The organism is Merdimmobilis hominis (assembly GCF_016901855.1).
GTDB lineage: Bacteria > Bacillota > Clostridia > Oscillospirales > Ruminococcaceae > Paludihabitans.
The window spans coordinates 15328-40726 of the sequence record NZ_JACJKY010000012.1 but is presented as its reverse complement, the minus strand read 5'-3'; the positions used below and the strand labels follow the sequence as shown (position 1 = coordinate 40726).

Sequence of the window (25399 nt, the reverse complement as noted above, 5' to 3'; positions counted from 1 at the left end):
ACAGCGCTGCTGTCAATCAAAAGAACGTCATCTGACTCGTTTTCGGAAGACCCTCTAATGCACCGGCTTCTTCGAGCATCTCAATGACCGATTTCGAAGCGCCCGAACGCTCCTGAATCTCATCAACCGAGATATATGTTCCCTGTGTACCGGCCTCCTGCAGTCCTCTTGCAGCCGCTTCGCCGACGCCTTTTAGCGCCGTAAACGGCAGGCGGATTTTTCCGTCCTCGATCTGATAATCGGTTGCATGCGAACGATACAGATCAACCGGCAAAAACGAATATCCGCGGCAGAGCATCTCGTTGATGATCTGCAAGGTGACATATGTGTCGTTTTCCTTGACGGAGCGGTCGTTTCCTTTTAAGCGCAATGCCTCAAGCCGCATCTGCACGACCTCTTTTCCCTGCACGGCGCTCTCGGCATCAAAGTCGCCGCCGCGTACCGTGAAAAACGACGCATAATACGGCAGCGGATGATACACTTTAAACCAACCGAGCTTGCACGCTGCAATGACATACGCCGCCGCGTGCGCTTTCGGGAACATGTACTTGATTTTCATACAGCTGTCGACATACCACTGCGGTACGCCGTGCTCTTTCATCGCGGCAAAATGTTCCTCGGTTAAAAGCTTCGGTGCCTTGCCTTTACGCGTGATCTCCATGATTTTAAACGCCATTTTCGGCTCGAGCCCTTTATGGAGCAGATATGTCATGATGCTGTCACGCGTACCGATCACTTCGGAAATCGTACAAACTTTATCGCGGATCAAATCCTGTGCATTGCCAAGCCACACGTCTGTTCCGTGGGAAAGACCCGAAATCTGCAGCAGGTCGGAAAACTTCTTCGGCTGCGCGTCAATAAGCATCTGGCGCACAAAGTTTGTACCCATCTCCGGCAGCGAAAGCGTACCGGTTTCACTGTGGATTTCTTCGGGAGTAACGCCCAGCGCCTCGGTCGATGTAAAGAGGCTGATGACCTTTTCGTCCATCGGCGGAACGTCTGCGATCATGATGCCTGTTAAATCTTCCAAATGGCGGTAGAGCGTCGGCACATCGTGTCCAAGCTCGTCGAGTTTCAAAATCGTATCGTGGAGCGAATGGAAATCGAAGTGCGTTGTAATGACGCCCGATTCCTTTGAATCTGCCGGGTGCTGTACCGGTGTGAAGTCATACACCTCATAATCAGACGGCACAACGACCATGCCGCCCGGATGCTGACCGGTCGTCCGTTTCACGCCCGCACATCCGATTGCCAGACGGTTTTCCTCTGCGCGGTGGACATGCTTGCCGGTTTCTTCGAGATATTTCATCGCATAACCGTATGCCGTTTTATCCGCAACGGTCGAAATGGTACCTGCTTTAAACACGTGGTCCTTGCCGAACAATTCCTCCGTATAGCGATGCGCACGCGACTGATATTCGCCGGAGAAGTTTAAGTCGATATCCGGCGCTTTATCACCGTCAAAGCCTAAGAACGTTTCAAACGGAATGTCGTGTCCGTCGCGGTTCATGTTTGTGCCGCAGTTCGGACAATCTTTCGGCGGCAGGTCAAAGCCCGAGCCGACCGAACCGTCCGTGATAAATTCGCTGTGTTTGCATTTCGGGCAGACGTAGTGCGGCGGCAGCGGGTTTACCTCCGAAATACCTGCCATGATCGCCACAAACGACGAACCGACCGATCCACGCGAACCGACATGATAGCCGTTTGCCTCCGAGTTTGCCACAAGCTTCTGTGCAATCATATAAAGCACGGCAAATCCGTGTTTGATAATCGATTCGAGTTCGCGGGTGAGTCGTTTTTCCACGAGCTCCGGCGCAGGATCACCGTAAATTTCGTGTACGCGATCCCAGGTGATCCGTGCGATATCCTCGTCAGAGCCGGGGATGTTCGGCGTGAATGTACCGCGCGGAATCGGCCGTACCTCCGGATCGATGAGATCGGCGATTTTGTTCGGGTTTGTGATGACCACTTCCCGTGCTTTTTCCTCTCCAAGATAGGAAAACTCCGCAAGCATTTCGTCCGTTGTCCGAAAGAACAGCGGCGGCTGTTCTGCCGCATCGGAGAATTTCATGCCGGTTAAAAGAATCTCACGGAAAATGGCATCTTTTTCGTTCATAAAATGAACGTCGCACGTTGCCACAACGGGAATCCCCAGTTTTTCGCCGAGGTTGATGATCGTGCGGTTATACTCACGAAGCTGTTCTTCACTCTCGACCATGCCGTTTCGAATCATGAAGAAGTTGTTCTTCGTCGGCTGAATTTCCAAGTAATCATAAAATTTCGCAATCGAACAAAGCTCCGCCCACGGCTTTCCTGCCGAAATTGCACGGTAAAGCTCGCCCGCCTCGCACGCACTGCCCACAAGCAGTCCTTCGCGATGCTTCATCAGCTCGCTTTTTGGAATCCGCGGCCGTTTATAGTAATAGTCCAAATGCGCAAACGACACAAGCTTATATAAGTTTTTAAGTCCCTGCGCGTTTTTCACGAGCAGAATCTGGTGATAGCTCTGCGCTTTTTTCACATCAACGCCGGCACACGCCGTATTGATCTGCTGAATCGTCGTAACGCCGCGTTCATTACGCAATTTTTCGCACAGCTTTAAAAAGATCGCCGCCAGCATATTCGCATCGTCCGATGCACGGTGATGGTTAAAATCGCCGAGCTTTAAATGCTCCGCCACGAGGTTTAATTTGTGCTTTTTTAACTCCGGCAAAAGATTCCGGCAGAGCGGCACGGTATCGACGGACGTAAACGGACGCGAAATCCCGCTCCGTGCGGCCGCCGCCTGCACAAACGCCATATCAAATGGTGCATTATGCGCAATCAGAATCCGGTCGCCGCAGAAATCAAGAAACGATGAAAGCGCCTCTGCTTCCTCCGGTGCGTCCTTGACCATTTCGTTCGTGATGCCGGTTAATTCGGTGATTTTCGGCGGAATCGCCTTTTTCGGATTCACAAACGTATTGAATGTGTCCACGACTTCACCGTTTTTGATTAAAACCGCGCCGATTTCCGTCATACGCTCCGTTGCGGCGCTCAAACCTGTTGTCTCGGTATCAAACACAATAAACTCACCGTCAAGCGGTGCGTCCTGCTCCCCTTTGACAATCTCGACCGCATCATTTACAAAATACGCCTCCACGCCATAGATCACTTTGAACTCGCCGCCGTCTTTGCGGATGGCATCGACCGCATTCATTGCATCGGGAAACGCCTGCACAACACCGTGATCGGTGATTGCAACTGCTTTATGTCCCCAACGGTATGCGGTGTTAATGACCTCATCTACCTTAGTCGTCGCGTCCATTGCAGACATGATCGTATGTAAATGCAGTTCAACACGCTTTTCTTCGGCGTGATCCATACGCGGCTCTTTTTCAAGCAGCATGATGTCAAACGGACGAATTGCCACTTCGCGGTCGTATTTGTCATACGACGCCTCGCCGCGCACCAAAATTGCCGCGCCTTTTTTAAGCTTCGCGTATTTTTCTTCGTTTTTGACATCGTCAAAAATTTTAAGCGTATTCGAACCGGTGTAGTCTGTAAAACTCACCGACATAATAATTTTCGTATTGTCCCGGTTATACCGCTGATCCACAGCGAAAATTTCGCCGCAGACAACCACTCGTCCACTCTCCTGATTGACCTCCGACAGTAAAATCGGTTCTTCTGCGATATTCCGTCCAATCAGCACGCTTGCATCCTTGCACGAAATCGGCAGATTCGAAAAATTGAGCTTCATGCGCTTTTCACGCTTTGGTGCAGAACGCGGCCGCTCCATCTGAGGAGGCGGCATATAAGAAGCAGGCGATGCACTTTCAGGCGGCGCATCCATCGGAAACGGAATATCATCATCCAGCACCGCCGTATTCGCCGGCAGTTCCACCTGCTCCGCTTCGAGCACACCGTCAAACGACACCTCCGGCCGGAACGAAAATTCATCGAAAATAAACGATGCAATTTCTCGGCGGACATGGCATTTTTCCAAAAGCTCTGCACCGCCGTGACGCAGTGTGATCGTCAGCATATTGTCAGAAAACGTGCATCCTGCACCATCAAAATAGCCGTTGATGAGTGAAACCGAGCGTTTCAATGCACAGACCACTTCCGGAAAATAGTGTTCCGTGAATTGATCGGGCGTATATTTTGTTTTGACCCGGCACTGTTTTAACTGAAGCGCTTCCGCCAATTCCTGCTCCGCCGAAAAGATTATCTGCTTTAAAAGCAATGTCTGCGGACGGATTGTCACGATCAGATCGCGTGACTCCTTTCCCACGTCCAATTCCAAAAGCTGCGCGTGCAAAAGTGCCGGATCATATTCTTTTGTTAAATACGGTCCGAAAACCGATACAAACTGTTTTTCCAAAATCGCTCTGTCCTTTATTCCATTCGTTCAATCTCCGCAAGCAGTGCGGAAACAATTTCGTTTTCTTCTACCTTGCGCAAAATCTCGCCCTTTTTAAAGAGCATTGCACAGCCTTTTCCGCCAGCAATGCCGATATCCGCTTCGCGCGCTTCGCCCGGACCGTTGACGACGCAGCCCATCACTGCCACACGGATTGACTTTTGACAGTCAGAAAGCGCTTCTTCCACTTGTTTTGCAAGCGAGATCAAATCAATCTGTGTGCGTCCGCAGGTCGGACATGAAATGACTTCCACCCCGCGGCTGCGCACACCTGCCGCTTTCAAAATATCATATCCGGCTTTGATTTCCTCAATCGGATCGGCCGTAAGTGACACGCGAATCGTATCGCCGATGCCGTCTGTGAGCAGACTGCCGATACCGATTGCATTTTTGATGATACCCATACGCGTTGTACCTGCTTCGGTCACGCCTAAGTGCAGCGGATAATCACAGACAGCGGCAAGCTTCCGGTACGATTCGATCATCGTTTTTACGTTCGACGATTTGATCGACACGACAATCTGATCGAAATCATACCGCTCAAGCAGTGAGATATGATACTGTGCACTTTCCACCAGTGCATCCGCCGTCGGCGCACCGTATTTTTCCAAGATATGCGGCTCAAGCGAACCGGCGTTCACGCCGATGCGAATCGGTACCCCATGCGCTTTGCACGCATCAGCTACCGCTTTGACGCGGCTGTCCTCGCCGATATTTCCGGGATTGATGCGGATTTTATCAACGCCTGCTTCCACCGCCGCAATCGCCAGCCGATAGTCAAAATGAATATCTGCCACCAGCGGAATCGAAATCGCTTCTTTCAGCGCTTTGATCAGCGAAACGGCTTCCATGTCCGGCACAGCTGCGCGAATGATCTCACAGCCGGCCGCTTCGAGCGCCTTTGCCTGACGGATATTCCCCTCGATATCATGTGCAGGAACCGACAGCATCGACTGCACCCGAACGGTTCCGTCTCCCAACGTAAGATTTCCGACCTTTACCTGTTTGACTGTCCGCATCTTCCTCATCCCTTCTTTATCAAATCAGAACAGTTTGATCACGTCGCTTATCGTGACAACAATAAACAATAAAATAAAAAACGCAAATCCGATCACCGTGAGAATTCCCTCAAGCTTTTGATTGAGCGGCTTTCCGCGAATCGCTTCGATTAACAGCAGCAGCAAATGGCCGCCGTCGAGCGCGGGAATCGGCAGCGAGTTAAAAATACCCAAGCTGATCGACAAAAATGCCGCAATCATAATCACACTCTGCCATCCGATCTGTGCAGCCTGCGAAACCACTTCGCCGACGCCGACCGGACCCGAAAGTTCCGAAATGCCAACACGGCCTGTCACCATATCGCCAAGCGACACCCACGTGTTGCGCACCAGCGAAATCGTGCCGTCCAGTGCCTGTGAAAATGCGCCCAAAAAGCTTGCTTTTTCGCCGTATACTTTAAAATCAAGATCAAGCGTGCGGTTTTCGCCCTCACCGGAAACCTTGAATTCTACACCGGACAGATGGACAGTTTTTCCGTCACGCAGTACATCCATTTCCACAATGCCGTCATCATCACGCAGAAGTGCAAACACAATATCATTTGCAGTGAAAATCGTCGTCCCATTGACCTTTTGCACCGTATCGTTCACCATGAGTCCCGTCTGATTCGACAGTGCATCGGCGGTGTTAAATTCCGCAACCGTTTTGGTGGAATACACTTCCGTTCCGATAAACGTAGTGAGCATCAGCAAAAAGCCCACTAAAAAGTTCATCGTCACACCGGCCGCCAGAATAATCGCACGGCGCGGTTTGCTTGCCTTTTTAAATGCACCCGGCGCATCCGATTCCTCGGTTTCCCCTTCCATCGAACAATATCCGCCGATCGGGAGCAAACGAATCGAGTAAAGCGTCTTTTTTCCCTGCTTTTTAAAAATCGCAGGACCCATGCCGATTGCAAATTCAAGCACTGTCACGCCTGAAAGTCTGGCCGCCAGAAAATGACCCAGTTCATGAACAAAAATGAGTACGCCGAAAATCAAAATGGTATAAATGATTGCTAGCAATGAAACCTGCCTCCTTTATTTCGATGCGTTCAGGCACTGAATCCGCACAAATTCTCTTGCAAGCAGATCCGCCGCCTGAATATCGGAAACATCAAAGCTCTCCATATCATATTTTAAGGAAAGCGAATCCATGACCAACCGGCCGATATCGAGGAACCGAATTTTCCCCTCCAAAAAGAGCGCCACTGCCTGCTCATTTGCACCGTTTACAATCGTCGGATATAATCCGCCGCGGCGAATGGCCTCTTTACACGCTTTTAGGCACACAAATGTATCTTCATCCGGCTCGGAGAAAGTGAGTGTGCCGTATTTCGTCAGGGAAAGCGGCGCAGTTTCGCAGTTTTTGCGCTCCGGATAAGTCAGCGCATATTGAATCGGAACTTTCATATCCGGTACGCCGAGCTGCGCCATCACCGCATGATCCTCATATTCGACAAGCGAATGAATCACACTTTCCCGATGCACAACGATCTCCACCTGCTCGGGCGGGAGTGAAAACAGCCAGCATGCTTCGATGAGTTCGAGTCCCTTATTCATCAGTGTAGCCGAATCGATGGTGATTTTTGCACCCATCGACCAATTTGGATGACGAAGTGCCTGCTCCACTGTCACGTTTTCTAATTCTTCTGTCGTTTTTCCGTAAAACGGTCCGCCGGATGCAGTTAAAATCACTTTATTCACGCGATTTTGCTCGTTTCCCTGAAGCGACTGAAAAATCGCAGAATGCTCGCTGTCAACCGGCAGGATGCGGACGCCGTACTTTTTGGCTTCGCTGATGACAAGCTGTCCGCCCGTCACGAGCGTTTCTTTGTTTGCAAGCGCAATCGTCTTTTTCGCACGGATCGCGGCAAGTGTCGGTTCCAATCCAACCATACCGACAACGGCGTTTAAAACGATGTCACTCTGCTCCATTGATGCCAGTGCGCAAAGGCCATCCATTCCCGTGACGATTTCGATCGTTTCCCCGCTCAGCAGTTCTTTGAGTTTCGCATACTGCGAATCGTCAAAAATGCAGACCATATCCGGTTTTAACGCTTTTGCCTGTTCAGCCAGCAGTTCGGCATTCCGATTCGCCGCCAGACCACAGACACGAAATCCCTGATGACGGCAGACTTCAATCGCCTGCGTACCGATCGATCCGGTTGATCCTAATATACAAATCTGTTTCATGTTATATTCTCACGCTTTCTTGCTGATATCAAAACAATACGAACGATAGACAAAAACTTCCCGCAGACAAAACGGGAAGTTTTCGTGTATTTAGATCATAAAAAATTGCAGCCATACAAAAATTGCCGGTGCGACGAAAAATACGGAGTCAAACCGGTCGACAATGCCGCCGTGTCCCGGCATGATGGTACCGTAATCTTTGATGCCGTTTTGCCGTTTCATCACGGATGCAACCAAATCTCCGAACACACCGACCATTGTACCGAGCAGTGTTGCACCAAGCAGAGAGAGATAGTTGATCGAAACCGCCACATTCTGACTTGCCATGATTGCTGAAAACGCAGCAGAAATCGCCACAGCAAACAAAAGGCTGGTGATCACGCCGCCAATCAAGCCTTCGATCGTTTTGTTCGGACTGATTTTCGGCGACATTTTATGCTTGCCGAAAAAGCGTCCGGCAAAATATGCGCCCGCATCAGCAGCCCACGCACACGAGAACACAAGCACGGTATAGAACAATCCGTGTGCGGTATCGAAGCTGTCGCGGATATACACAAGCGTTGTCAGCGCAATCGGATAAACAACCGACACGAAAAACAGCTGTGAAATTTGTTCCATACGAATTTCATCGTGCCATTTTAACAGCGCCGCCATCAAAACAGCCGCAAACAAAAACAGCAAAATCACACGATACGGCTTTAATACCGGCAGTTCAAACCACGGCAGCAGCACGCCGAACAACACACAAGTGACGGTAATCACCTTTTTTCGTCCGTACTGTGCAGTTTGCAGCAGCTCATACACGCCGATACCGAGAATCAGCGACAGTGCGCCGTTGAATACCGGCGTTGCATAGAAAAACAAAACGACAAAAAACAGCGGAATTCCGATCGCCGCAGTCAATAAACGTTGCTTCATGCGTCACACTCCTCCGAACCGGCGGTTTCTGTTTGCAAATTCTGAAAGCGCCTGTTCGAGATATTTTTCGTTAAAGTCCGGCCACAGAACATCCATGAATACATATTCCGCATAGGCCGCCTGCCACAGCAGGAAGTTTGACAGCCGCATCTCGCCGCTCGGACGGATAATCAAGTCAATGTCCGGCTGATCCTTTGTGTAAAGATACGAAGAAAACAATGTTTCATCGAGCGCATCCGGCGAAATATTGCCTGCCGCAGCATCCTTTGCAAACTGCTTTGCAGCATGAACAATTTCATCCCGGCCGCCGTAATTCACTGCGATATTTAATGTAAGGCCCGTAAAGGACTCACTTTCTTTTTCGCAGTCGGCCATCAGCTCCTGAAGATCGGGTGCGAGCATCGAGCGATCACCGATGAAATGCGTTTTGACATTCTCTGCGCGGTGATTTTTGGCGTCTTTTAAAAAGCTTCGGAGCAAGTTCATGATCGCTTCCACTTCTTCAGCCGGCCGTTTCCAGTTTTCCGTCGAAAACGCATACACGGTTAAGTAGCGGATACCGATTTTGTTGCAGTAACGCACAATTTTCTGAAACGTGCTGGCGCCGACTTTGTGCCCCGCCTGACGCGGCAGTCCGCGTTTTTTTGCCCAGCGGCCGTTTCCGTCCATAATGAGCCCGATATGCTGCGGTAAAATCCGTTCTTGTTTCATTCTTTATAAAAATCCTCCGCAAGGGAAATCTCACAAAAAAGCGGGAGAAGATTGATTCTCCCGCGCAAAATCAGATTTCCATGATTTCCTTTTCTTTTTCTTTTGCGTGCTCATCCACGATCTTCACATATTTATCGGTCAGTTTCTGAACTTTCTCTTCGCCGATTTTCAGCTCATCTTCGGTGATCTCCGAATTTTTCTTGAGTGTTTTGAGTTTTTCGTTTGCATCGCGGCGCAGTGAGCGAATTGCCACTTTGCACTCTTCGGCATATTTCGAAACATCTTTTGTGATCTCGCGGCGGCGTTCCTCGGTGAGCGGCGGGAACGCAATGCGCAGCACTTTACCGTCGTTTGCCGGATTCAAGCCGAGATCCGAAGCAAGGATTGCTTTCTGGATTGCGTTGAGCGTGGTCGGATCCCACGGCTGAATGACCATCAGACGTGCTTCCGGAACGCTGATGACTGCCATCTGATCGATACGTGTCGGCGCGCCGTAATATTCCACTGTCAATTTATCAAGGATTGCCGGTGTTGCACGGCCTGCACGAATTGCTTTGTATTCGTTATCGAGCGCTGCAACCGATTTTTTCATTTTCTCTTCTGTTTTTAAAAGTCTTTCCTGAATTGCATCCATTGTGATGATCCTCCGATACTGTTTTTTGTTCTATAGAATTCAGAAAGGCTTACCCTTCCACGAGCGTTCCTACCGTTTTTCCGCAAACCGCATCCACAATATTTTCCGGACGGTTCAAGTTGAACACGAGCAGCGGAATGTGGTTGTCACGGCACATCGAAGCAGCGGTCGAATCCATAACTTTCAAGTTCTTGCCGATGACTTCGCTGACAGTCAAATGATCGTATTTTTTCGCATCCTCAAATTTGTTCGGGTCTTTGTCGTAAACGCCGTCTACCATCGTTGCTTTAAAGATGATGTCCGCGTCGATTTCTGCCGCACGCAAGGAAGCTGCTGTATCAGTCGAGAAGAACGGGTTGCCTGTGCCGCAGCCGAAAATAACAACACGGCCTTTTTCCAGGTGACGAACCGCACGGTTGCGGATATACGGCTCTGCAAACTGCTGCATTGCAATCGCTGTCTGTACACGAACTGTCACACCAAGCTCTTCAAGCACGTCTGCAACTGCCAGTGCGTTCATTGTGGTTGCAAGCATACCGATGTGATCTGCGCGGGTACGATCCATTGCACCGCTCGAACGGCCGCGCCAGAAGTTGCCGCCGCCGACCACGATACCGATCTGTACGCCGAGTGCCGCACAGTCACGAATGCTCTTGCACACGTTGCGCATAACCGTATAGTCAAGGCCGAATCCTCTCTCACCGGCAAGCGCCTCGCCGGACAATTTCAAAAGAATGCGTTTATACTTGATTTCCATAAATAAAACACGCTCACTTTCTTACCTATTATTCAAAAAACGGATGTGATACGCCGAATTCTTCTTACCATATATTTTACATGAACGCACGTTTCTTGTAAAGACTATCTGCATCTTTTTTTGTAAACCAAATTAAAACAATCGCCGTCTTTTCCTCTTTTATTGAAACTTTTTATAAAATCACAAAAATCCCCTTTACAACGTTTTTGTCGTATGATATACTGTCATAGTGCCGTGCCATGGCTCAGGGATTAAGCCCCAATGGGGAGTTTTGCCCACCCTCTGCTATGACGCCGCAACATTATAAAGAGGTGAAACAAATGCTGAGAAAAGAAGAAAAAACCGCTGTTATTGAAAACAACCGTCTTCACGACAAAGACACCGGTTCGCCGGAGGTTCAGATTGCAATTCTGACCACAAGAATCAACGACTTGACCGAGCACCTGAAGGTTCATGCAAAAGACCATCACTCCCGCCGCGGTCTGCTTAAAATGGTTGGTCACCGCCGCAATCTTTTGAACTACCTCAAAAAGGTTGACATCGAAAGATACCGTGCAACAATCGCAAAACTGGGCATCCGTAAATAATTTCGTCTGCTTTAAGGCAGGTGGCTTATGCCGCCTGCCTTAAAAGATATTTATGCGGTCAAAACACAGAGATTTAGCATTAAACCGTATGGTTAAATTCACTTGACCACAGGGTTTTGTGCTAATCCTGCAGCGGCCGCATTCCGATATTTTTATTTTATATTATAAGGAGGAATCCCCATGTTTGAAAACCATCGCGTTTTTGAAACAACGTTTGCCGGCCGGCCGCTCAAAGTGGAAACCGGAAAAACCTGCGCACTTGCAAACGGCTCGTGCTGGGTCACCTACGGCGAAACTGTTGTGATGGCAAACGTCACCATGAGCGCAAAACCGCGCGACGGCGTTGACTTTTTCCCGCTTTCCGTTGACTACGAAGAAAAACTGTATGCTGTCGGTAAAATCCCGGGCTCGTTCTTAAAACGTGAAGGCCGACCGACCGAGAATGCAATTCTTACTTCCCGTATGATCGACCGTCCAATGCGTCCGCTCTTCCCGGAAGGCCTGCGCAACGACGTTTCGATCGTCACCACTGTTCTGGCTTCCGATGTGGACAACGCACCGGAGATCACCGCGCTGATTGCCGCTTCGATTGCTGTTTCCATTTCGGATGTTCCGTTTAACGGCCCGATTGCCGGCGTAAACGTCGGTTTGGTTGACGGCGAAATCGTTTTGAATCCGAACAAAGAACAGCGCGCTGTTTCCGATCTCGATTTGACCGTTGCCGCTTCTGCAGAGAAAGTCGTTATGATCGAAGCCGGTGCAAACGAAGTGCCGGATGACAAAATGCTCGAAGCAATCAGCACCGCACACGAAGAGATCAAAAAAATGGTCGCATTCATCAAAGGTGTGCAGGATGAAATCGGAAAACCGAAAATCGAATTTGAAAAAGTCGGCGTAAATCCGGAATTTTATCAGGCAGTCGCAGAGCTTGCAACCGAAAAAGTGAAGCACGCACTCGACACCGACGACAAAAACGTCCGTGAAGCACGCTTAAAACCGATTGTTGATGAGATCGAAGAAACACTCGGCGAGCAGTTTGAAGAATACATGCCGACACTCGGCGAAGTCATGTACAAGCTTCAAAAACACATCGTTCGTGAATGGCTGTTCACCGGCAAACGTGTCGACGGACGCGGCATGAACGAAATCCGTCCGCTCGCTGCTGAGGCAGGCGTGCTGCCGCGCGTACACGGTTCGGGTCTGTTCACCCGCGGTCAGACACAGGTATTGAACGTTGTAACCTTAGGTCCGATCCGTGATGCACAGATGCTCGACAGCATCGACGAAAACACTGAAAAACGCTATATGCATCAGTATAACTTCCCGTCTTACTCCGTCGGCGAAACAAAACCGAGCCGCGGCCCGGGTCGTCGTGAAATTGGTCACGGCGCACTGGCAGAAAAAGCGCTCGTTCCGGTTCTGCCGAGCGTGGAAGTGTTCCCGTATGCAATCCGTTCCGTCTCGGAAGTGCTCTCTTCGAACGGTTCCACCTCGCAGGGCTCCATCTGTGCTTCTACTTTGGCACTCATGGACGCAGGCGTTCCGATCCGCACACCGGTTGCCGGCATCTCCTGCGGCTTGATCACCAAAGAGGATGGCTCGTTCCAGACTATGGTCGATATCCAGGGCCTTGAGGACTTCTACGGCGATATGGACTTCAAAGTCGGCGGCACACACAACGGTATCACCGCAATTCAGGTGGATATCAAAGTGGACGGCCTTTCGATGGAAGTCATTTCCGAAGCATTCGAGAAAACAAGAAAAGCAAGACTGTATATCCTCGATGAAATCATGGCAAAAGCAATCGCCGAGCCGCGCGAGGAAGTTTCCGTCTACGCACCGAAAGTTGTGCAGACCTATGTCAAACCCGATAAGATCCGCGAAGTCATCGGCAGCGGCGGCAAAGTTATTCAGAAAATCTGTGCTGACTGTGACGTCACCATCGACATCGAGGATGACGGCAGCTGCGTCATCATGGGCGTTGATATGGCAAACGTCAAACGTGCGCTGTCCATCGTCGATTCCATCGCAAACGATCCGGAAGTCGGCGCGATCTACAAAGGACAGGTTACCCGCCTGATGGCATTCGGTGCGTTCGTTGAAATCGCACCGGGCAAAGAAGGTCTTGTCCACATCTCGAAACTGGCAGAGCACCGCGTCAACAAAGTAGAAGACGTTGTGAATGTTGGCGATACAATCTTTGTCAAAGTGACTGAGATCGATGCACAGGGACGCATCAACCTCTCCCGCAAAGATGCAATGGCTGATATCGCCGCAAAACAGTCGAAATAATCATATGTGTTTTAAAAAGCCTCCGGAATTTCGGAGGCTTTTTGCTTTTCTGAAATGATATTCCCCTGCTCCCTTCTCGATTCTGAAATCTAAAAAGAAAACATGTCATTTTCTCCAGATTTCCTGCGGTTTTACTTGACGATCGGATTTTTTTCTCCTATAATGGACTATATTGTATTTTTTTAATGAATGAAATTCCCTCGGAGAATGGAGGACAAGTATGGAAACCGCAACCACCCTTTATCAAAAGTATGTAACGGAGGGCTACGATGCAGACGGCGTATTAAACCGTTTCGACATCCACTGCCCGGATTCTTTCAACTTCGCTTATGACGTGGTCGATCGAATTGCTGAGCTGGAACCAAATCGGCGCGCAATGGTCTGGACCGACGAGCATGGTGCTGAGCGAATTTTCAGCTTTGCTGACATTTCCGCTGAGTCGAACCGTGTCGCGAACATGCTTCGGGCAAAGGGCATTCAAAAAGGTGACAAAGTCATGCTCGTATTAAAACGCCACTATGAATTCTGGTTCACGATTTTGGCGCTTCACAAGCTTGGCGCGGTGACCATTCCCGCAACCAATCTTCTCACTACAAAAGACGTCATCTACCGCATTCAGGCGGCCGATGTCAAAGGCATCGTCTGCACCGCCACCTGCGAAATCAGCGACCACGTTGAAGAAGCAGAACGGTATTTAAACCGCACACTGCCGGTCAAAGTGCTGGTTCGCGGTGAAAAAGAAGGCTGGACATGCTTTGATACAGAATACGAAGGATATTCGTCTGTATTTGAGCGTGTGGATACGAATGTCAACGACGATATGCTTCTGTATTTCACCTCGGGCACCACAGGCAACCCGAAGATGGTCATGCACTCGCATTATTACTCGATCTATCACATCATCACTGCACACGACTGGCATAATGTCAGACCGGACGGCCTGCATCTTTCGCTGGCGGAGACCGGCTGGGGCAAAGCGGCTTGGGGTAAACTGTATGGACAATGGTTCTTGGGTGCAGGCATTTTCGTCTATGACTTTGACAAGTTTGTACCGCATGATCTGTTGATGATGATCAAAAAATATAAAATCACCACATTCTGCGCACCGCCGACCGTATTCCGCTTCTTAATCAAAGAAGGAATGGATTCTGAAAGCCTCGCTTCCCTTGAACACGTCACAACAGCTGGCGAAGCGCTCAACGAAGAGGTTTACACACGCTTTAAAGAAGTCACAGGTCTTGATCTCATGGAAGGCTTCGGTCAGACAGAAACCGCTCTTCTGATTGCAAATCTGCGCGGTACAACACCGAAATCAGGCGCTATGGGAAAACCGACACCGCTTTATAACGTTCAGATCGTTGACGAGGACGGCAATCCGGTACCGACCGGTACTGTTGGTGAAATCGTTGTGCTTCCGCCGAAAGACGGTGCGCCGAACGGCCTGTTCAAAGGCTATTATCTGGATGAACAGCGCACCAACGAGGTATGGGAACACGGTATGTATCATACGCGTGATACCGCTTACTGTGACGAGGACGGCTACTTCTGGTATGTCGGCAGAACCGATGACGTCATCAAAGCTTCCGGCTACCGCATCGGTCCGTTTGAGGTTGAAAGCGTTTTGATGGAGCATCCCGCCGTTTTGGAGGTTGCCGTTACCGGTGCACCCGACCCGATCCGCGGTCAGGTTGTCAAAGCGACGATCGTTTTAACCAGTCAGTATCAGCCGTCTGACGAACTCAAAAAAGAACTGCAAAACTATGTGAAACGTGTAACTGCGCCGTATAAATATCCGCGCATCATCGAATTTGTTCCGGAGCTTCCGAAAACAATCAGCGGAAAAATCAAACGAAACGAGATTCGTGCACGCGACAACGCGTAATCATCAAAAAACAAACAAAAAGGTTGAATCCCGTTGGGATTCAACCTTTTTTCTTTATCAGGACAGCGTAATCACGGTATCACAGCACCGATAATCGGTATCGATATTGTGCGCAATAAACCGGACTTTCAATTTTCTCGGATTGCAGATTGCATCCTTATTGCCGCTCAATACGTCCAAATCCTCCGGCAGCACAAACGAAATGCATTTGACCAGAACATCACGGCAAGAATCAGATGTATGCGCCGGAAGCGTCATGGTTTTCATTCCGCGTGAATATTCCATTCCGTTTTGATCAACTTCTGTCAGAATCACAGCCAGTGCAACACGCTTGTTTGGGCACACGTTTTTCACTGTCACATCCAGCTGTAAGATTCGGCCAAGTGAAGAAAGCATCACACTGCCGGCATCCAAAATCACCGCGTCCTCACAGCCGTCAATCATCAGTTCCACCGGTACCGGACATGGCTCCGGCGTCACTTCAATCGCGCAGGAAACCGCGACACGCGGTGTCGGAAACACAACAATGTTCCCTTCATTGTCGGAATACGTGATCGATGCATTGACAAGTTTCTCTCCGCCGTCATCTGCAATGTGCCTATATAAAATTCAAGCGATGCACCCTCATTTGCCGATACACCGAGTTCGTCCATATGCCACTGAATGGTGTTGCTGTCCACCATCATTGCAGTGCCTTTTGTCGGCGGGAAAACGCTTGTAATCACAAAATCAGGACTGATCACCTCATCAATCACGATGTTGGTTGCACCGGTTTTCGAGATATTTGCAGCCAAATCGGCAAACAGTTCCTCTAAATCTGCATCATCCGGCGTCACCGCAACATGCGAAGCATCCGGATCGGTCGCCCAGTCATTTAAAACATCCACATCAATGCCATCAGTACCAATCAGTCCAATGCAGTAAATAATGATGCCGGATGCTCTTGCTGCAGCTGCTACCGGCGCTGGCAACGGACCTGCTGTCGTTTTTCCGTCGGTGAACATGACGATCACCTTTGCATTTGCAGAAAGCGGATCAAACAGTTGTATCGCTTTTTCAAATGCATCTGCATGATTCGTTGTTCCGCCTGCTGTCAGGCTGTCTACTGCATTTTTGAGTGCAGCAACCGACGTAATCAGCTGCGTATCAGTCGTTGCCGATGTTGCAAAACTCACAACACCAATACGGCTGCCGGAGCCAATCTGGCCGTCTGATACGCCGTCTGTCGCCTGTTCAATAATATCGATAAATGTTTTGGCGCCCGCTTTCATATTGCGAGCGGACTGCCTGCCATACTGCCGGATCGGTCCAGCACCAAGACAATATCGGTTGGATTCGAAGAAATATCCGGCGAAGCAGAAAGCGCAAGCGTCACTCTTAACGTCCCGTTACAGTCAATACGATCCGCATCGATTTGCTTGTTTGAGCTTGTAACTCCCATTGTGTCTTCCTCCTATATTGATAAATTCCGTTTCATTCTATGCAGAAGATCACATAATGTGCGCCAGCTGTCAGGGACGAAACAATGCCGATCTTCGATACGAAGATCGGCATTGTATTACTGTAATTTTTGTTTTAATGCAAGCACATTCTTTTCAATCTGAAGAATGATTTCTTTGAACACATCATCCGATTGACCGCTCGGATCATCCAGTCCCCAGTTTTCTTTGTATGCCGCTTTCAAATTCGGGCAGCTCACATTGCATCCCATGAAAATGGCGATATCCGGTGTTGGAATATCGATCAGCAGTTTATTGTACTGCGTTTGCTCCATATCAATGCCGTATTGTGCTTTCATCAGACGCACTGCATCCGGATTGATGTGATCTTTTAATTCCGTACCGGCAGAATAGCTTTCAAATACATCGCTTGCAAAATGCTTGCCAAGCGCTTCCGCCATCTGACTGCGGCAGGAATTATGAACACACAAAAAAGCGACTTTCGGTTTTTGATCGCTCGTCAAACCAATCTTGCTGCGAATGGATTCTTCTGTTGTTTTTTCGATCGTCTCTTCTGTTATCATTGCCAAACACCTCATTTGAACGGTTTTTGTCTTATTTGCTGTAACGCTCAAGCAGCTGCGCAATATCTGCGGCAGAAAGCACTTTTCCCATCGAAACAACCGTTTCATTCACCACGAGCGCCGGCATCTGCATAACGCCGTACAGCATGATTTCTTTCATATCTGTGATATATGCGACTTCTGCTGCAATTTCCTTGTCAGCTACTGCCTGCTTTGTGTTCTCAAAAAGCGTATGACAGTTTTTGCATCCGCTGCCCAGCACTTTAATCTTCATCGAATCCTCCGACGATGCGCAGCAGCACGGCTGTGCAGTCTTCTCCGTTTGTGCAGATGGTGCGCAGTTTCCGCCGCACGCACATCCGCATGTTTTTTTCTCTTCCTTCTTCAAAAATCCAAACAAAGCCATCAAAAATTCCTCCTAAAATTGTTTTATGATAACCGACCGCATGCGCAGCCACATGCACATGCAGGCGGCTATTCTGTCGGCATATTTCTTTTTGCGGCGGGAATCCATCCGGTATCTTCACCGATATATGCAATCGCGCCGATTGGACATGCATCACCGCATTCATAGCAATGGTTCACGCACGCATCCGGATGCATCACCACGGGAGTCAAATCAGATTCTTCTGCATATACACCGTGTGTGCACACTGTAATGCAGCCGCCGCATTCCATACAAGATAAAATATCAATAACGGGATACCATTTTTCCATTGCTCTGCCTCCCTTTACAGCAACACTGACTGAAACACGTTAAACAAATAGCCCACTATGATAATTCCAATGGTACAAATGGCGATGAATATCAAAAGCAATTTTGGCTTTACAGCCTTATGAAGCATAATCATCGATGGGAGCGACAGTGTTGTGACTGCCATCATAAATGAAAGCACCACGCCAAGCATCGCACCTTTTGCAAGCAACGCCTCCGCAATCGGAATCGTTCCGAAAATGTCCGCATACATCGGAACACCGCAAACCGTTGCCAAAACAACACCAAACGGATTTTCGTTTCCTAATACGCTTACCACAAAATCCTGCGGAATCCAGTTGTGAATTACTGCACCAATCATCACACCAATCAAAACGTATGGCGCAACTTTCTTTGCAGTTGCCCACACCTGCTGTGCTGCATATTTGAGTCTGTCTTTTACCTGCAGCTGTTCCTGCGGCAAATCAATCGCACGGCCATTTTTGATATAATCCTCAATCTGATGTTCAAGATGAAGCTTTTCAATCAATGTACCGCCCAAAACAGCAATGATAAGCCCGACAATCACATAAACAACCGCAACTTTCCAACCAAAAATACTCATCAACAGCACAAGCGAACCGAGATCTACCATGGGTGAAGAAATCAAAAAAGAAAACGTCACACCAAGCGGCAGTCCCGCACTGGTAAACCCGATAAACAGCGGAATAGAAGAACAGGAACAAAACGGTGTCACCGTTCCAAGCAGCGCCGCAATGATATTCGCACCGATTCCATGAAATCTGCCCAAAATCTTCTTTGTGCGCTCAGGCGGAAAATAACTCTGAATATACGAGATGATAAAAATCAAGCTCGCAAGCAGCACCATAATCTTGATGACATCATACAAGAAAAACTGAATGCTTCCGCCAATGCGACTTGAAATATCGACGCCAAATCCGTCGAGCACACTGCCAATCCATCGATTCAACCAAGCCATACTGAGTACTTCATTCTGGAAAAAATCCCAAATTGTCTTAATGTGCTCCATACCATCGCCCTTTCTTTATATCGTTATATTTAAATATATCGATATTATTTTGATAAAAAAATGATTGTCGAAACAATCACTTTTATTTTATGCAGCACTGTGATTCTTCGTCCGTCTGATGACAGTTTGTAACAGCAGAAAAGCAAGCTTTGGCATATGCTGTGCCTTCTTCGGATATGGAATAGTGCATCCATTTGCCGTCTTTTCTGCCGACAACAATGCCGGAATCGCACAAAATCTTCATATGATGCGACAGTGTCGGCTGTGTAATTTGAAGCGTCTCCAAAAGCTTGCAGGCACACTTTTCGCCGGTTGATAACAGCATCAATATTCTGATGCGATTTTCATCGCAAAAGGCTTTGAAGATTGTCGCTGTTTTCTTTGCATCGATTTCCATTCGCACACCTCACATTGATGATTATCTATTCGTAGTATATCAAAAACATAGATGATTGTCAATATATATTTGCATGATAAAAGAAAAATCCCCGCCGATGCGAGGATTTTTCAATCGCTAACTTTACCAATTATTCAGCTTCATTACTGCTTTCTTGTCCCGTAGAAACCATCGTTTCTTCACTGGTTTGAACCTCTTCGCTCACAGCGCTTTCCGTCTTCTCCGAGGAAGAAACGCTGCTCTCAGAAGACACGTTCTCTTCCGACGACTCTGCTGTACTTGCATTGGTATTAGGTTTCTCGGAACTTGCACTGCCTTGCGGTTTTGTAAGTGTTCCGGACGGTTTATCTGTCACAAGTTTCCCAACAGTAGAACCATCCTTAATTAAATCGGCATCTTCCGGCGGTGTACCCCATGATGCTGTAAACGAATAGTCTCCAGCTGCTTCCGGAATAAATGTGAACGTAAATGGAGCATCGGTCTCAATCACTGCTGTATACCATGTGTCGTTGTTTCCTTCAATCACACAGTATCCATCTGCCTCGCCGGTACGTGTCAAGGTAATGGTATATTTTTTATTGGCATCTAATGAATACACACCATCACCAGCAGATGTTTCATCTTCAATCGCCACATTCAGTCCGAATGTTGCAGCGGTAATAACGTTTCCTGAGTTTGCGATGTTCGCCTGGAACCATGCATATACAGTGACAGAATAGCACACAACACCAATCACCAATGCTGTGAGAATCACCATCACCTTCCGCGATATGCCAGGTGCCTTTTTTGCCGAACGTTTTTTTCCTTTCACCAACATTACTGTTCACCTCCAAAATCATCAGACATTATGAAAGCCGAATCATCCGTTTCGGTATTTTTCATTTGTGCTCTCAATCGTTCCAGTTCAGCACGCATTTTCTGTGCTTCAATCCGTTCTTTTTCAAGCTTCGCTTTCTGTTCGTTCAGCTCTTGCTGCTGTTCCTTTTTATATTGGCGCACCAGCCGGAAGAAATTGACTGCCTGCAGCAAAATCAAAACCAGGAACGGAATCAAAATAACTGTAATATATCCCGCAGGAGATTTCAAAAACTCAAAGAAATAACCCATTTTCGGCAGACAGAACTGATACTTTCCGATTACATTTTCAAACGGCACCGGATAGCTGTCATCTACGCCGGTTGCTGTACCATACGTCACAAATGCCGGTTCGCCTTCATAGGTTGTAATTTCTCGGATTTTATGTGTGACCACTGAACCGTAATTGGCGGGGTCAATCGATTCAAATGTAATGATGTCGCCAACCTCCAGCGTCTGCGGATCAACCTTTTTGCTGACTGACAAATCACCAACAGAAAAAGTGCCATTCATCGAATCGGATAATACGATATATGGTTTATATCCTAAAAAATCAGCATCTTTTCCAACCGTATTCACCGAGATTACTGTGAATATCATTACAAAAACCGCAAATAACAATATTATGATGGTTACAACTTTTCCCACTATGCTCAACGTTTTCTTCACGCATGTATCCTCTCCTTTTTTGCCTATTCGGGGATCAAAAGGCACGAAATCATCCATGCCCTTTGATCTCCGCTCCCGGTGTTGAAAATCGAGAGCAGGGATTGTACAAAATGATTCAATCGAATCTGTTTTTCACAATATAAGGAATCGCTTGCTATGATACCGATGCACAAACAGCACCATATACCCATTCGATATCAAATGAAAAGCATCACTCAAATAATTTATCCGGATTATTACGTGCCTGAACTGCTTCAGCTGTCATATCAAATGTGATACCGCCGTTTCGATAATCATTTCCGGCATTCTCATCCATTTTGACTACCGCAGTCAGTGTACGTGTTTCATCTGCTGCAAGCGGCACATTGCCGACACAAGGATTTTCTTTATTAAGATCCTGTGCTCTACCGCTGAACAGCAGTTCATCACCGTCATAAATCTCAAATGTTAAAACAGAATATAATGCACCGGTGATGTTTTCAAGATACAGACGATAATATACATCAACTGTACCAAGATTCTCGATTGTAAAATCCTTTTTCACGGAATATCCCGGTTCAATATTCATATCAGAACCATCGAAAATCGTTTTGCCGTCATTGAGTTCAATTTTCACGGTTCCCATTTCAAATTGGTTTTCATCCACTGACACCATAGAGTGAATCAACGCATATGTTGTGAGCGCAAGCATGGAAAAAAGAACGAGAATTGCAGAAACGCTGCCGTATACTCTCTTTTTTGTTTGATTGGGATTAAACTTCGTCATGCTTGTTTCCTCCTTTTTTGCGCTTGATCAGCAGCATCACAAGCAAACCAACAGCTGCAAGCAGGAATACAACCGATACCACAATCAGCGTCGGATCATCACCTGTATCCGGCGGTGTCAAGCCACCTTCATCTTCAACATACCAGTTAAAGTCAGCGGTTAAACCTGCACCCTGATATTCATTTCCGATCGAAGTACTTACACTCACATCAATTTTATACGTTGCAACTGTTTGATTCTGTGCATTTGCTTTTAAAACCTCTGCAAAATCCTGTCCGTCGATCTCCGAAAACGGCGCATCACACAAAATTTTGCCTGTTTCCACATGCTCCACCACTACATGCAGCACATCACCGAGATTTTGTTTTTCAGAGGTAATTTCAGTGTTAAAAAACAGTGTGATGTCCTGATTATGGCTTGCCTGTACAGAAAAATATTTTGTAATGGTGTCGCCGGGGAGCATATTTTTCACTTCAAATTTTTGATTAACACTCGGACTTCCCTGATACAGTTTCAAAACTTCTGTTTTTTGTGCCACAGTTTGTGTATTTCCAGAAGCCGTTGTTCTCACAGCAGTTTTTTCACTCATCAAATCTGCCGCAGACAGAGAAAGTGATGTATCTGAAACTGAAACTGTTTTCACTTTCAGACCAGAGGTATCTGCCGATGCCTTTACCGGATTTCCAATCAAATTATTTTCAACAGTAGCTGTCGACTGTTTTGCACTCAGTGTATTTAAATAGATGCACCGCGCTGCCAAAGCACCTGCACTAAACACCAACAAAACTGCCAAAACAATGATCACGATACGAAGCCATGATTTGCTGTTTTTGTTTTGCGACACAGTTACTTGATTTTGCATTTCTTTCATGTCGAAATAAACCCTCCTTTTTGTATATAACACTGCATATTTTTGTTCATCTCCCCGTACAACCATTCTATGATTGTTCACACATCGCTGAAGAAAGTTCAACTGCTTTTATTTTATCACGCTTCTCCATTTTTTGCAATCCAAATAAAAGAATTTTCTCTATAATAAACAGCACAAAAAATATTTTTTGTTGTATCCTTTTCTGTTTTCACTGCAAAAACAAGCAAATCAGCACTGTAATGATTCCGGAAAGACCGATTGCGATGCCGCTCATTGCACCATGTGTTTCCGACAATTCGATTGCTTTTGTGGTTCCAAGCGCATGGCTGCATGCACCAATCGCAACACCTGCGGCAACCGGTTCTTTGACAAAAAATACACGGATCATCAGCGGCGCCGCCACGCATCCGATAATACCGGTTACGACAACCGCGGCAACCGTAATCGGCACAATGCCGCCCAACTGCTCGGATACCGCCATTGCAATGGGCGTTGTAACAGATTTTGGTGTGAGTGCATTTTGCATCGCTTTATCAAGACCAAACAGCTTTGACATCACAATCACGCTTCCGATCGACGTGACTGCGCCGGCAAGACATCCTGCAACAACGGGAATCAAATTCTTTTTCAGCGTGGCAAGCTGATTATAAATAGAAACAGCAAGCACTGCCGTTGCCGGCGATAAAAACATGCCGATGATATCGCCGCCAAGCTCATAATTCTCAAGCGGAACCCGGCACAAAAGCAAAATGGAAATGACTGCTGCAACTGTCCACATCAATGGATTTAGAAGCGGAGAACGAAGCTTTTTTTGCAGCCATACAAAAAAAGCGTATACAAAAATGGTCAGTGTGATACCAAACAGCGGCGTTTTTGTGAGTATATCAATCCAATTTTCCATTTTGTTTCTCCTTTCTTGACAAAATCCATGTCTGAAGCCGCATCACACCGGTCACTGTCCATGCGGTCACTGCAAATGTGAGAACAGTAGATACTGTGCAGATCACCAAAAACGGCACAAGGTATGTGCCAAGCACATCAAAATACTCCATCATGCCGACACCTGCGGGAATGAAGAAAAACGCCATATTATTGAGCACAAATGACGCTTTCTGCTCGATATGTTCCACCTTGAGCACTTTGCACAGCAGCAATAAAAACAGCAGAATCATCGCGATCACACTGCCCGGAAATGCAAACGGCAGCACTGCTGAAATCCATTCGCCAACCAAACAAACGAGAAATACAATACCGATCTGCAGTAAAATTTTCATATCAAATGGCCTCCAACCTTTTTTCGTTCTTTATCATACCACTGTGCGAAAAAAAGTACAAGCCGAAACGACAGATCGCGCAGAACGCACAAAATATGCTGTGAATTGGCGAAATCCTTTTTCACTGCACTGCACGGAAATCATCAATCAGTGCATCTTGCAGCGCTTTCCTATTCGCGTTTTCTTGCAGTTTTCCCTCTTTGTGTACTATAATATATACAAGAGAATAGATGGAGGCACACCTCATGGTTACATTAGATGTACTGCGATTACTCGAGAAAAAAGGAAAGACAAAATACTGGCTTTATAAACAGCTCGGCATGAGTTATCAGAATTTTAACAAGATGGTGCAAAACGAAACAAAATCCATTCGCTATGACAACATCGAAGTACTTTGCCAGCTGCTTGAGTGTACACCAAATGAGCTGTTTTTATTCACAGAGGACTAATCATTATACCACGTCTATCACAAAAGCGAGGACAGAAAAACTGTCCTCGCTTTTGTTATGGTTTATTCATGCTGATGCTTGTGCGTGCTTTCATGACTGCCGCATGCGCCTTTGCTGCCGCACTGTTTGCAGTACGGGCAGCCGATGCATGTCTGACCGCGTTTTTTCGCCCGGTACAGATAAAAGACGATGCCGCCGATGATACACACAAGAATGATGATTGCAATAATTGTTTCCATTATACGTTACTTCCTGCATACTGCTTTGATGCATTACTGAGTGCATACTCCGCTTTCAATTTCTTATTGGTATGGCCGATGAGTGCAATGATGATTCCTGCAAACACAAGCACGGCTGCAAGTCCGCCAAGTGCCGGGCCAACAGAAAGTGTTGCCGGTGCTGTGATCAGTGTACCGATGGTGTATACCAAATATCCGACAGTATATCCGACACCAAGCTGGAGTCCGATGCCTGCCCACAGCCATTTTGCGCTCTTCATCTCGGAGTTCATTGCGCCGATTGCTGCAAAGCACGGCGGAGTGTACAGATTGAACATCAAATATGCAAGCGCCGCCACTTTTGTGATTGCAATAATACCTGCTGCCTCTGCACCTGCACCTTCCAGAAGTGCGAGTTCATCCATGTTGATGAGATTTTCAAGTCCCACAAAGCATACTGCCAATGTACCGACAACATTTTCCTTCGCAATGAATCCGGTTACTGCTGCGGCTGCCAGCTGCCAGGATAAAACGCCCACAATCGGTACGAGCAGATATGCAAACGGGCCCGCAATCGAAGCCAAAATCGAAGAATCCGATGTTTCAGCGACACCGAAGCTCCAGGTGAAGGTCTGCATAATCTGCACAGCGGTGTTACAAAGCAAAATGATCGTTGCCGCTTTTACGATATATGCCCAGCCGCGGCTGCACAT

General features: G+C 47.6%; 28 protein-coding genes. 4 read left to right on the top strand and 24 right to left on the bottom strand.

Annotated elements, in window-relative coordinates; all coding sequences use genetic code 11:
- Positions 1-16: 16 nt before the first annotated feature.
- The 8 genes from H6A12_RS08430 to pyrH all read right to left on the bottom strand — a co-directional run bounded on the left by H6A12_RS08430 (position 17) and on the right by pyrH (position 10658).
- Positions 17-4366: a PolC-type DNA polymerase III gene (locus H6A12_RS08430; RefSeq protein WP_243415416.1), complete on the bottom strand. Its 4350-nt coding sequence runs from the start codon at positions 4364-4366 to the stop codon at positions 17-19.
- Between the two features lie 14 nt (positions 4367-4380).
- Complete coding sequence (ispG, locus tag H6A12_RS08425; protein WP_204446813.1) at positions 4381-5424, bottom strand: flavodoxin-dependent (E)-4-hydroxy-3-methylbut-2-enyl-diphosphate synthase; 1044 nt, start codon at positions 5422-5424, stop codon at positions 4381-4383.
- A 24-nt stretch (positions 5425-5448) separates the two neighbouring features.
- Positions 5449-6468 carry a M50 family metallopeptidase gene (locus H6A12_RS08420; RefSeq protein WP_204446811.1) on the bottom strand — a complete coding sequence of 340 codons (1020 nt, stop codon included), beginning with the start codon at positions 6466-6468 and terminating at the stop codon, positions 5449-5451.
- Positions 6469-6483: 15 nt separating this feature from the next.
- Complete coding sequence (gene dxr, locus H6A12_RS08415; RefSeq protein WP_204446809.1) at positions 6484-7638, bottom strand: 1-deoxy-D-xylulose-5-phosphate reductoisomerase; 1155 nt, start codon at positions 7636-7638, stop codon at positions 6484-6486.
- A gap of 90 nt (positions 7639-7728) precedes the next feature.
- Positions 7729-8556, bottom strand: a complete 828-nt coding sequence (locus tag H6A12_RS08410) for a phosphatidate cytidylyltransferase (protein ID WP_204446808.1) — start codon at positions 8554-8556, stop codon at positions 7729-7731.
- Positions 8557-8559: 3 nt separating this feature from the next.
- On the bottom strand, positions 8560-9267 hold the full coding sequence (locus tag H6A12_RS08405) for an isoprenyl transferase (protein WP_204446807.1): 708 nt from the start codon (positions 9265-9267) through the stop codon (positions 8560-8562).
- Between the two features lie 70 nt (positions 9268-9337).
- The gene (gene frr / locus H6A12_RS08400) at positions 9338-9901 is read right to left on the bottom strand and encodes a ribosome recycling factor (protein ID WP_207753209.1); all 564 of its coding nucleotides are present in this window, start codon (positions 9899-9901) and stop codon (positions 9338-9340) included.
- 49 nt (positions 9902-9950) lie between these two features.
- Positions 9951-10658 (bottom strand): UMP kinase, encoded by a 708-nt coding sequence (gene pyrH, locus H6A12_RS08395; protein WP_204446806.1) that lies wholly within the window; start codon positions 10656-10658, stop codon positions 9951-9953.
- Positions 10659-10978: 320 nt separating this feature from the next.
- Between pyrH and rpsO the strand changes: the two genes are divergently transcribed.
- From rpsO to H6A12_RS08380, 3 genes are all read left to right on the top strand, one after another.
- Positions 10979-11245 (top strand): 30S ribosomal protein S15, encoded by a 267-nt coding sequence (rpsO, locus tag H6A12_RS08390; RefSeq protein ID WP_204446805.1) that lies wholly within the window; start codon positions 10979-10981, stop codon positions 11243-11245.
- 180 nt (positions 11246-11425) lie between these two features.
- Positions 11426-13537, top strand: coding sequence for a polyribonucleotide nucleotidyltransferase (locus tag H6A12_RS08385; RefSeq protein ID WP_204446804.1), 2112 nt, complete (start codon positions 11426-11428; stop codon positions 13535-13537).
- A 220-nt stretch (positions 13538-13757) separates the two neighbouring features.
- Entirely contained in the window at positions 13758-15419 is a 1662-nt protein-coding gene (locus H6A12_RS08380; protein WP_204446802.1) for an AMP-binding protein, read from the top strand.
- Between the two features lie 57 nt (positions 15420-15476).
- Here the strand turns inward: H6A12_RS08380 and H6A12_RS13445 are convergent, their stop codons facing one another.
- The 14 genes from H6A12_RS13445 to H6A12_RS08320 form a co-directional block, all read right to left on the bottom strand.
- Complete coding sequence (locus tag H6A12_RS13445) at positions 15477-15941, bottom strand: hypothetical protein (RefSeq protein WP_243415407.1); 465 nt, start codon at positions 15939-15941, stop codon at positions 15477-15479.
- The gene (locus tag H6A12_RS13440) at positions 15896-16690 is read right to left on the bottom strand and encodes a vWA domain-containing protein (protein ID WP_243415406.1); all 795 of its coding nucleotides are present in this window, start codon (positions 16688-16690) and stop codon (positions 15896-15898) included. The genes H6A12_RS13445 and H6A12_RS13440 overlap by 46 nt, the downstream gene beginning before the upstream one ends.
- A complete protein-coding gene (locus tag H6A12_RS13435) occupies positions 16687-16860 on the bottom strand; it encodes a VWA domain-containing protein (RefSeq protein ID WP_243415404.1) in 174 nt (57 codons plus the stop codon). Before H6A12_RS13435 ends, H6A12_RS13440 begins: the two co-directional genes overlap by 4 nt.
- A 117-nt stretch (positions 16861-16977) precedes the next feature.
- Positions 16978-17442 (bottom strand): arsenate reductase ArsC, encoded by a 465-nt coding sequence (locus H6A12_RS08370; RefSeq protein ID WP_204446800.1) that lies wholly within the window; start codon positions 17440-17442, stop codon positions 16978-16980.
- Between the two features lie 31 nt (positions 17443-17473).
- Entirely contained in the window at positions 17474-17848 is a 375-nt protein-coding gene (locus H6A12_RS08365; RefSeq protein WP_204446798.1) for a thioredoxin family protein, read from the bottom strand.
- Positions 17849-17916: 68 nt separating this feature from the next.
- Positions 17917-18159 (bottom strand): 4Fe-4S dicluster domain-containing protein, encoded by a 243-nt coding sequence (locus H6A12_RS08360; protein WP_204446795.1) that lies wholly within the window; start codon positions 18157-18159, stop codon positions 17917-17919.
- 14 nt (positions 18160-18173) lie between these two features.
- Complete coding sequence (locus H6A12_RS08355) at positions 18174-19187, bottom strand: permease (RefSeq protein WP_204446793.1); 1014 nt, start codon at positions 19185-19187, stop codon at positions 18174-18176.
- Between the two features lie 82 nt (positions 19188-19269).
- Positions 19270-19584 carry an ArsR/SmtB family transcription factor gene (locus tag H6A12_RS08350; protein ID WP_204446791.1) on the bottom strand — a complete coding sequence of 105 codons (315 nt, stop codon included), beginning with the start codon at positions 19582-19584 and terminating at the stop codon, positions 19270-19272.
- Positions 19585-19714: 130 nt separating this feature from the next.
- The gene (locus H6A12_RS08345; RefSeq protein WP_204446788.1) at positions 19715-20401 is read right to left on the bottom strand and encodes a hypothetical protein; all 687 of its coding nucleotides are present in this window, start codon (positions 20399-20401) and stop codon (positions 19715-19717) included.
- Entirely contained in the window at positions 20401-21165 is a 765-nt protein-coding gene (locus H6A12_RS08340) for a signal peptidase I (protein WP_275955298.1), read from the bottom strand. The genes H6A12_RS08345 and H6A12_RS08340 overlap by 1 nt, the downstream gene beginning before the upstream one ends.
- Before the next feature lie 154 nt (positions 21166-21319).
- The gene (locus H6A12_RS08335; RefSeq protein WP_204446783.1) at positions 21320-21874 is read right to left on the bottom strand and encodes a TasA family protein; all 555 of its coding nucleotides are present in this window, start codon (positions 21872-21874) and stop codon (positions 21320-21322) included.
- Positions 21861-22745 (bottom strand): hypothetical protein, encoded by an 885-nt coding sequence (locus H6A12_RS08330; RefSeq protein WP_204446781.1) that lies wholly within the window; start codon positions 22743-22745, stop codon positions 21861-21863. Before H6A12_RS08330 ends, H6A12_RS08335 begins: the two co-directional genes overlap by 14 nt.
- A gap of 208 nt (positions 22746-22953) precedes the next feature.
- Complete coding sequence (locus tag H6A12_RS08325) at positions 22954-23646, bottom strand: LrgB family protein (protein ID WP_204446779.1); 693 nt, start codon at positions 23644-23646, stop codon at positions 22954-22956.
- Positions 23630-24019 (bottom strand): CidA/LrgA family protein, encoded by a 390-nt coding sequence (locus tag H6A12_RS08320; RefSeq protein ID WP_204446777.1) that lies wholly within the window; start codon positions 24017-24019, stop codon positions 23630-23632. The genes H6A12_RS08325 and H6A12_RS08320 overlap by 17 nt, the downstream gene beginning before the upstream one ends.
- 245 nt (positions 24020-24264) lie before the next feature.
- Between H6A12_RS08320 and H6A12_RS08315 the strand changes: the two genes are divergently transcribed.
- Complete coding sequence (locus tag H6A12_RS08315) at positions 24265-24468, top strand: helix-turn-helix domain-containing protein (protein WP_204446775.1); 204 nt, start codon at positions 24265-24267, stop codon at positions 24466-24468.
- Between the two features lie 62 nt (positions 24469-24530).
- Here H6A12_RS08315 and H6A12_RS08310 read toward each other — a convergent pair whose 3' ends face one another.
- Together H6A12_RS08310 and H6A12_RS13810 are read right to left on the bottom strand one after the other, a co-directional pair.
- The gene (locus H6A12_RS08310; protein ID WP_204446773.1) at positions 24531-24707 is read right to left on the bottom strand and encodes a FeoB-associated Cys-rich membrane protein; all 177 of its coding nucleotides are present in this window, start codon (positions 24705-24707) and stop codon (positions 24531-24533) included.
- Positions 24707-25399, bottom strand: coding sequence for a nucleoside recognition domain-containing protein (locus H6A12_RS13810; RefSeq protein WP_430623635.1), 693 nt, complete (start codon positions 25397-25399; stop codon positions 24707-24709). The genes H6A12_RS08310 and H6A12_RS13810 overlap by 1 nt, the downstream gene beginning before the upstream one ends.

Coding starts and splice junctions, on each gene's coding strand:
- ispG (WP_204446813.1), bottom strand. CDS start 5,424: ATGCGGACAGTCAAACAGGTAAAGGTCGGAAATCTTACGTTGGGAGAC.
- dxr (WP_204446809.1), bottom strand. CDS start 7,638: ATGAAACAGATTTGTATATTAGGATCAACCGGATCGATCGGTACGCAG.
- H6A12_RS08410 (WP_204446808.1), bottom strand. CDS start 8,556: ATGAAGCAACGTTTATTGACTGCGGCGATCGGAATTCCGCTGTTTTTT.
- H6A12_RS08405 (WP_204446807.1), bottom strand. CDS start 9,267: ATGAAACAAGAACGGATTTTACCGCAGCATATCGGGCTCATTATGGAC.
- frr (WP_207753209.1), bottom strand. CDS start 9,901: ATGGATGCAATTCAGGAAAGACTTTTAAAAACAGAAGAGAAAATGAAA.
- pyrH (WP_204446806.1), bottom strand. CDS start 10,658: ATGGAAATCAAGTATAAACGCATTCTTTTGAAATTGTCCGGCGAGGCG.
- rpsO (WP_204446805.1), top strand. CDS start 10,979: ATGCTGAGAAAAGAAGAAAAAACCGCTGTTATTGAAAACAACCGTCTT.
- H6A12_RS08385 (WP_204446804.1), top strand. CDS start 11,426: ATGTTTGAAAACCATCGCGTTTTTGAAACAACGTTTGCCGGCCGGCCG.
- H6A12_RS08380 (WP_204446802.1), top strand. CDS start 13,758: ATGGAAACCGCAACCACCCTTTATCAAAAGTATGTAACGGAGGGCTAC.
- H6A12_RS13440 (WP_243415406.1), bottom strand. CDS start 16,690: ATGAAAGCGGGCGCCAAAACATTTATCGATATTATTGAACAGGCGACA.
- H6A12_RS13435 (WP_243415404.1), bottom strand. CDS start 16,860: ATGGGAGTTACAAGCTCAAACAAGCAAATCGATGCGGATCGTATTGAC.
- H6A12_RS08370 (WP_204446800.1), bottom strand. CDS start 17,442: ATGATAACAGAAGAGACGATCGAAAAAACAACAGAAGAATCCATTCGC.
- H6A12_RS08365 (WP_204446798.1), bottom strand. CDS start 17,848: ATGGCTTTGTTTGGATTTTTGAAGAAGGAAGAGAAAAAAACATGCGGA.
- H6A12_RS08360 (WP_204446795.1), bottom strand. CDS start 18,159: ATGGAAAAATGGTATCCCGTTATTGATATTTTATCTTGTATGGAATGC.
- H6A12_RS08355 (WP_204446793.1), bottom strand. CDS start 19,187: ATGGAGCACATTAAGACAATTTGGGATTTTTTCCAGAATGAAGTACTC.
- H6A12_RS08350 (WP_204446791.1), bottom strand. CDS start 19,584: ATGGAAATCGATGCAAAGAAAACAGCGACAATCTTCAAAGCCTTTTGC.
- H6A12_RS08345 (WP_204446788.1), bottom strand. CDS start 20,401: ATGTTGGTGAAAGGAAAAAAACGTTCGGCAAAAAAGGCACCTGGCATA.
- H6A12_RS08340 (WP_275955298.1), bottom strand. CDS start 21,165: ATGGATGATTTCGTGCCTTTTGATCCCCGAATAGGCAAAAAAGGAGAG.
- H6A12_RS08335 (WP_204446783.1), bottom strand. CDS start 21,874: ATGACGAAGTTTAATCCCAATCAAACAAAAAAGAGAGTATACGGCAGC.
- H6A12_RS08330 (WP_204446781.1), bottom strand. CDS start 22,745: ATGAAAGAAATGCAAAATCAAGTAACTGTGTCGCAAAACAAAAACAGC.
- H6A12_RS08325 (WP_204446779.1), bottom strand. CDS start 23,646: ATGGAAAATTGGATTGATATACTCACAAAAACGCCGCTGTTTGGTATC.
- H6A12_RS08320 (WP_204446777.1), bottom strand. CDS start 24,019: ATGAAAATTTTACTGCAGATCGGTATTGTATTTCTCGTTTGTTTGGTT.
- H6A12_RS08315 (WP_204446775.1), top strand. CDS start 24,265: ATGGTTACATTAGATGTACTGCGATTACTCGAGAAAAAAGGAAAGACA.
- H6A12_RS08310 (WP_204446773.1), bottom strand. CDS start 24,707: ATGGAAACAATTATTGCAATCATCATTCTTGTGTGTATCATCGGCGGC.
- H6A12_RS13810 (WP_430623635.1), bottom strand. CDS start 25,399: ATGTGCAGCCGCGGCTGGGCATATATCGTAAAAGCGGCAACGATCATT.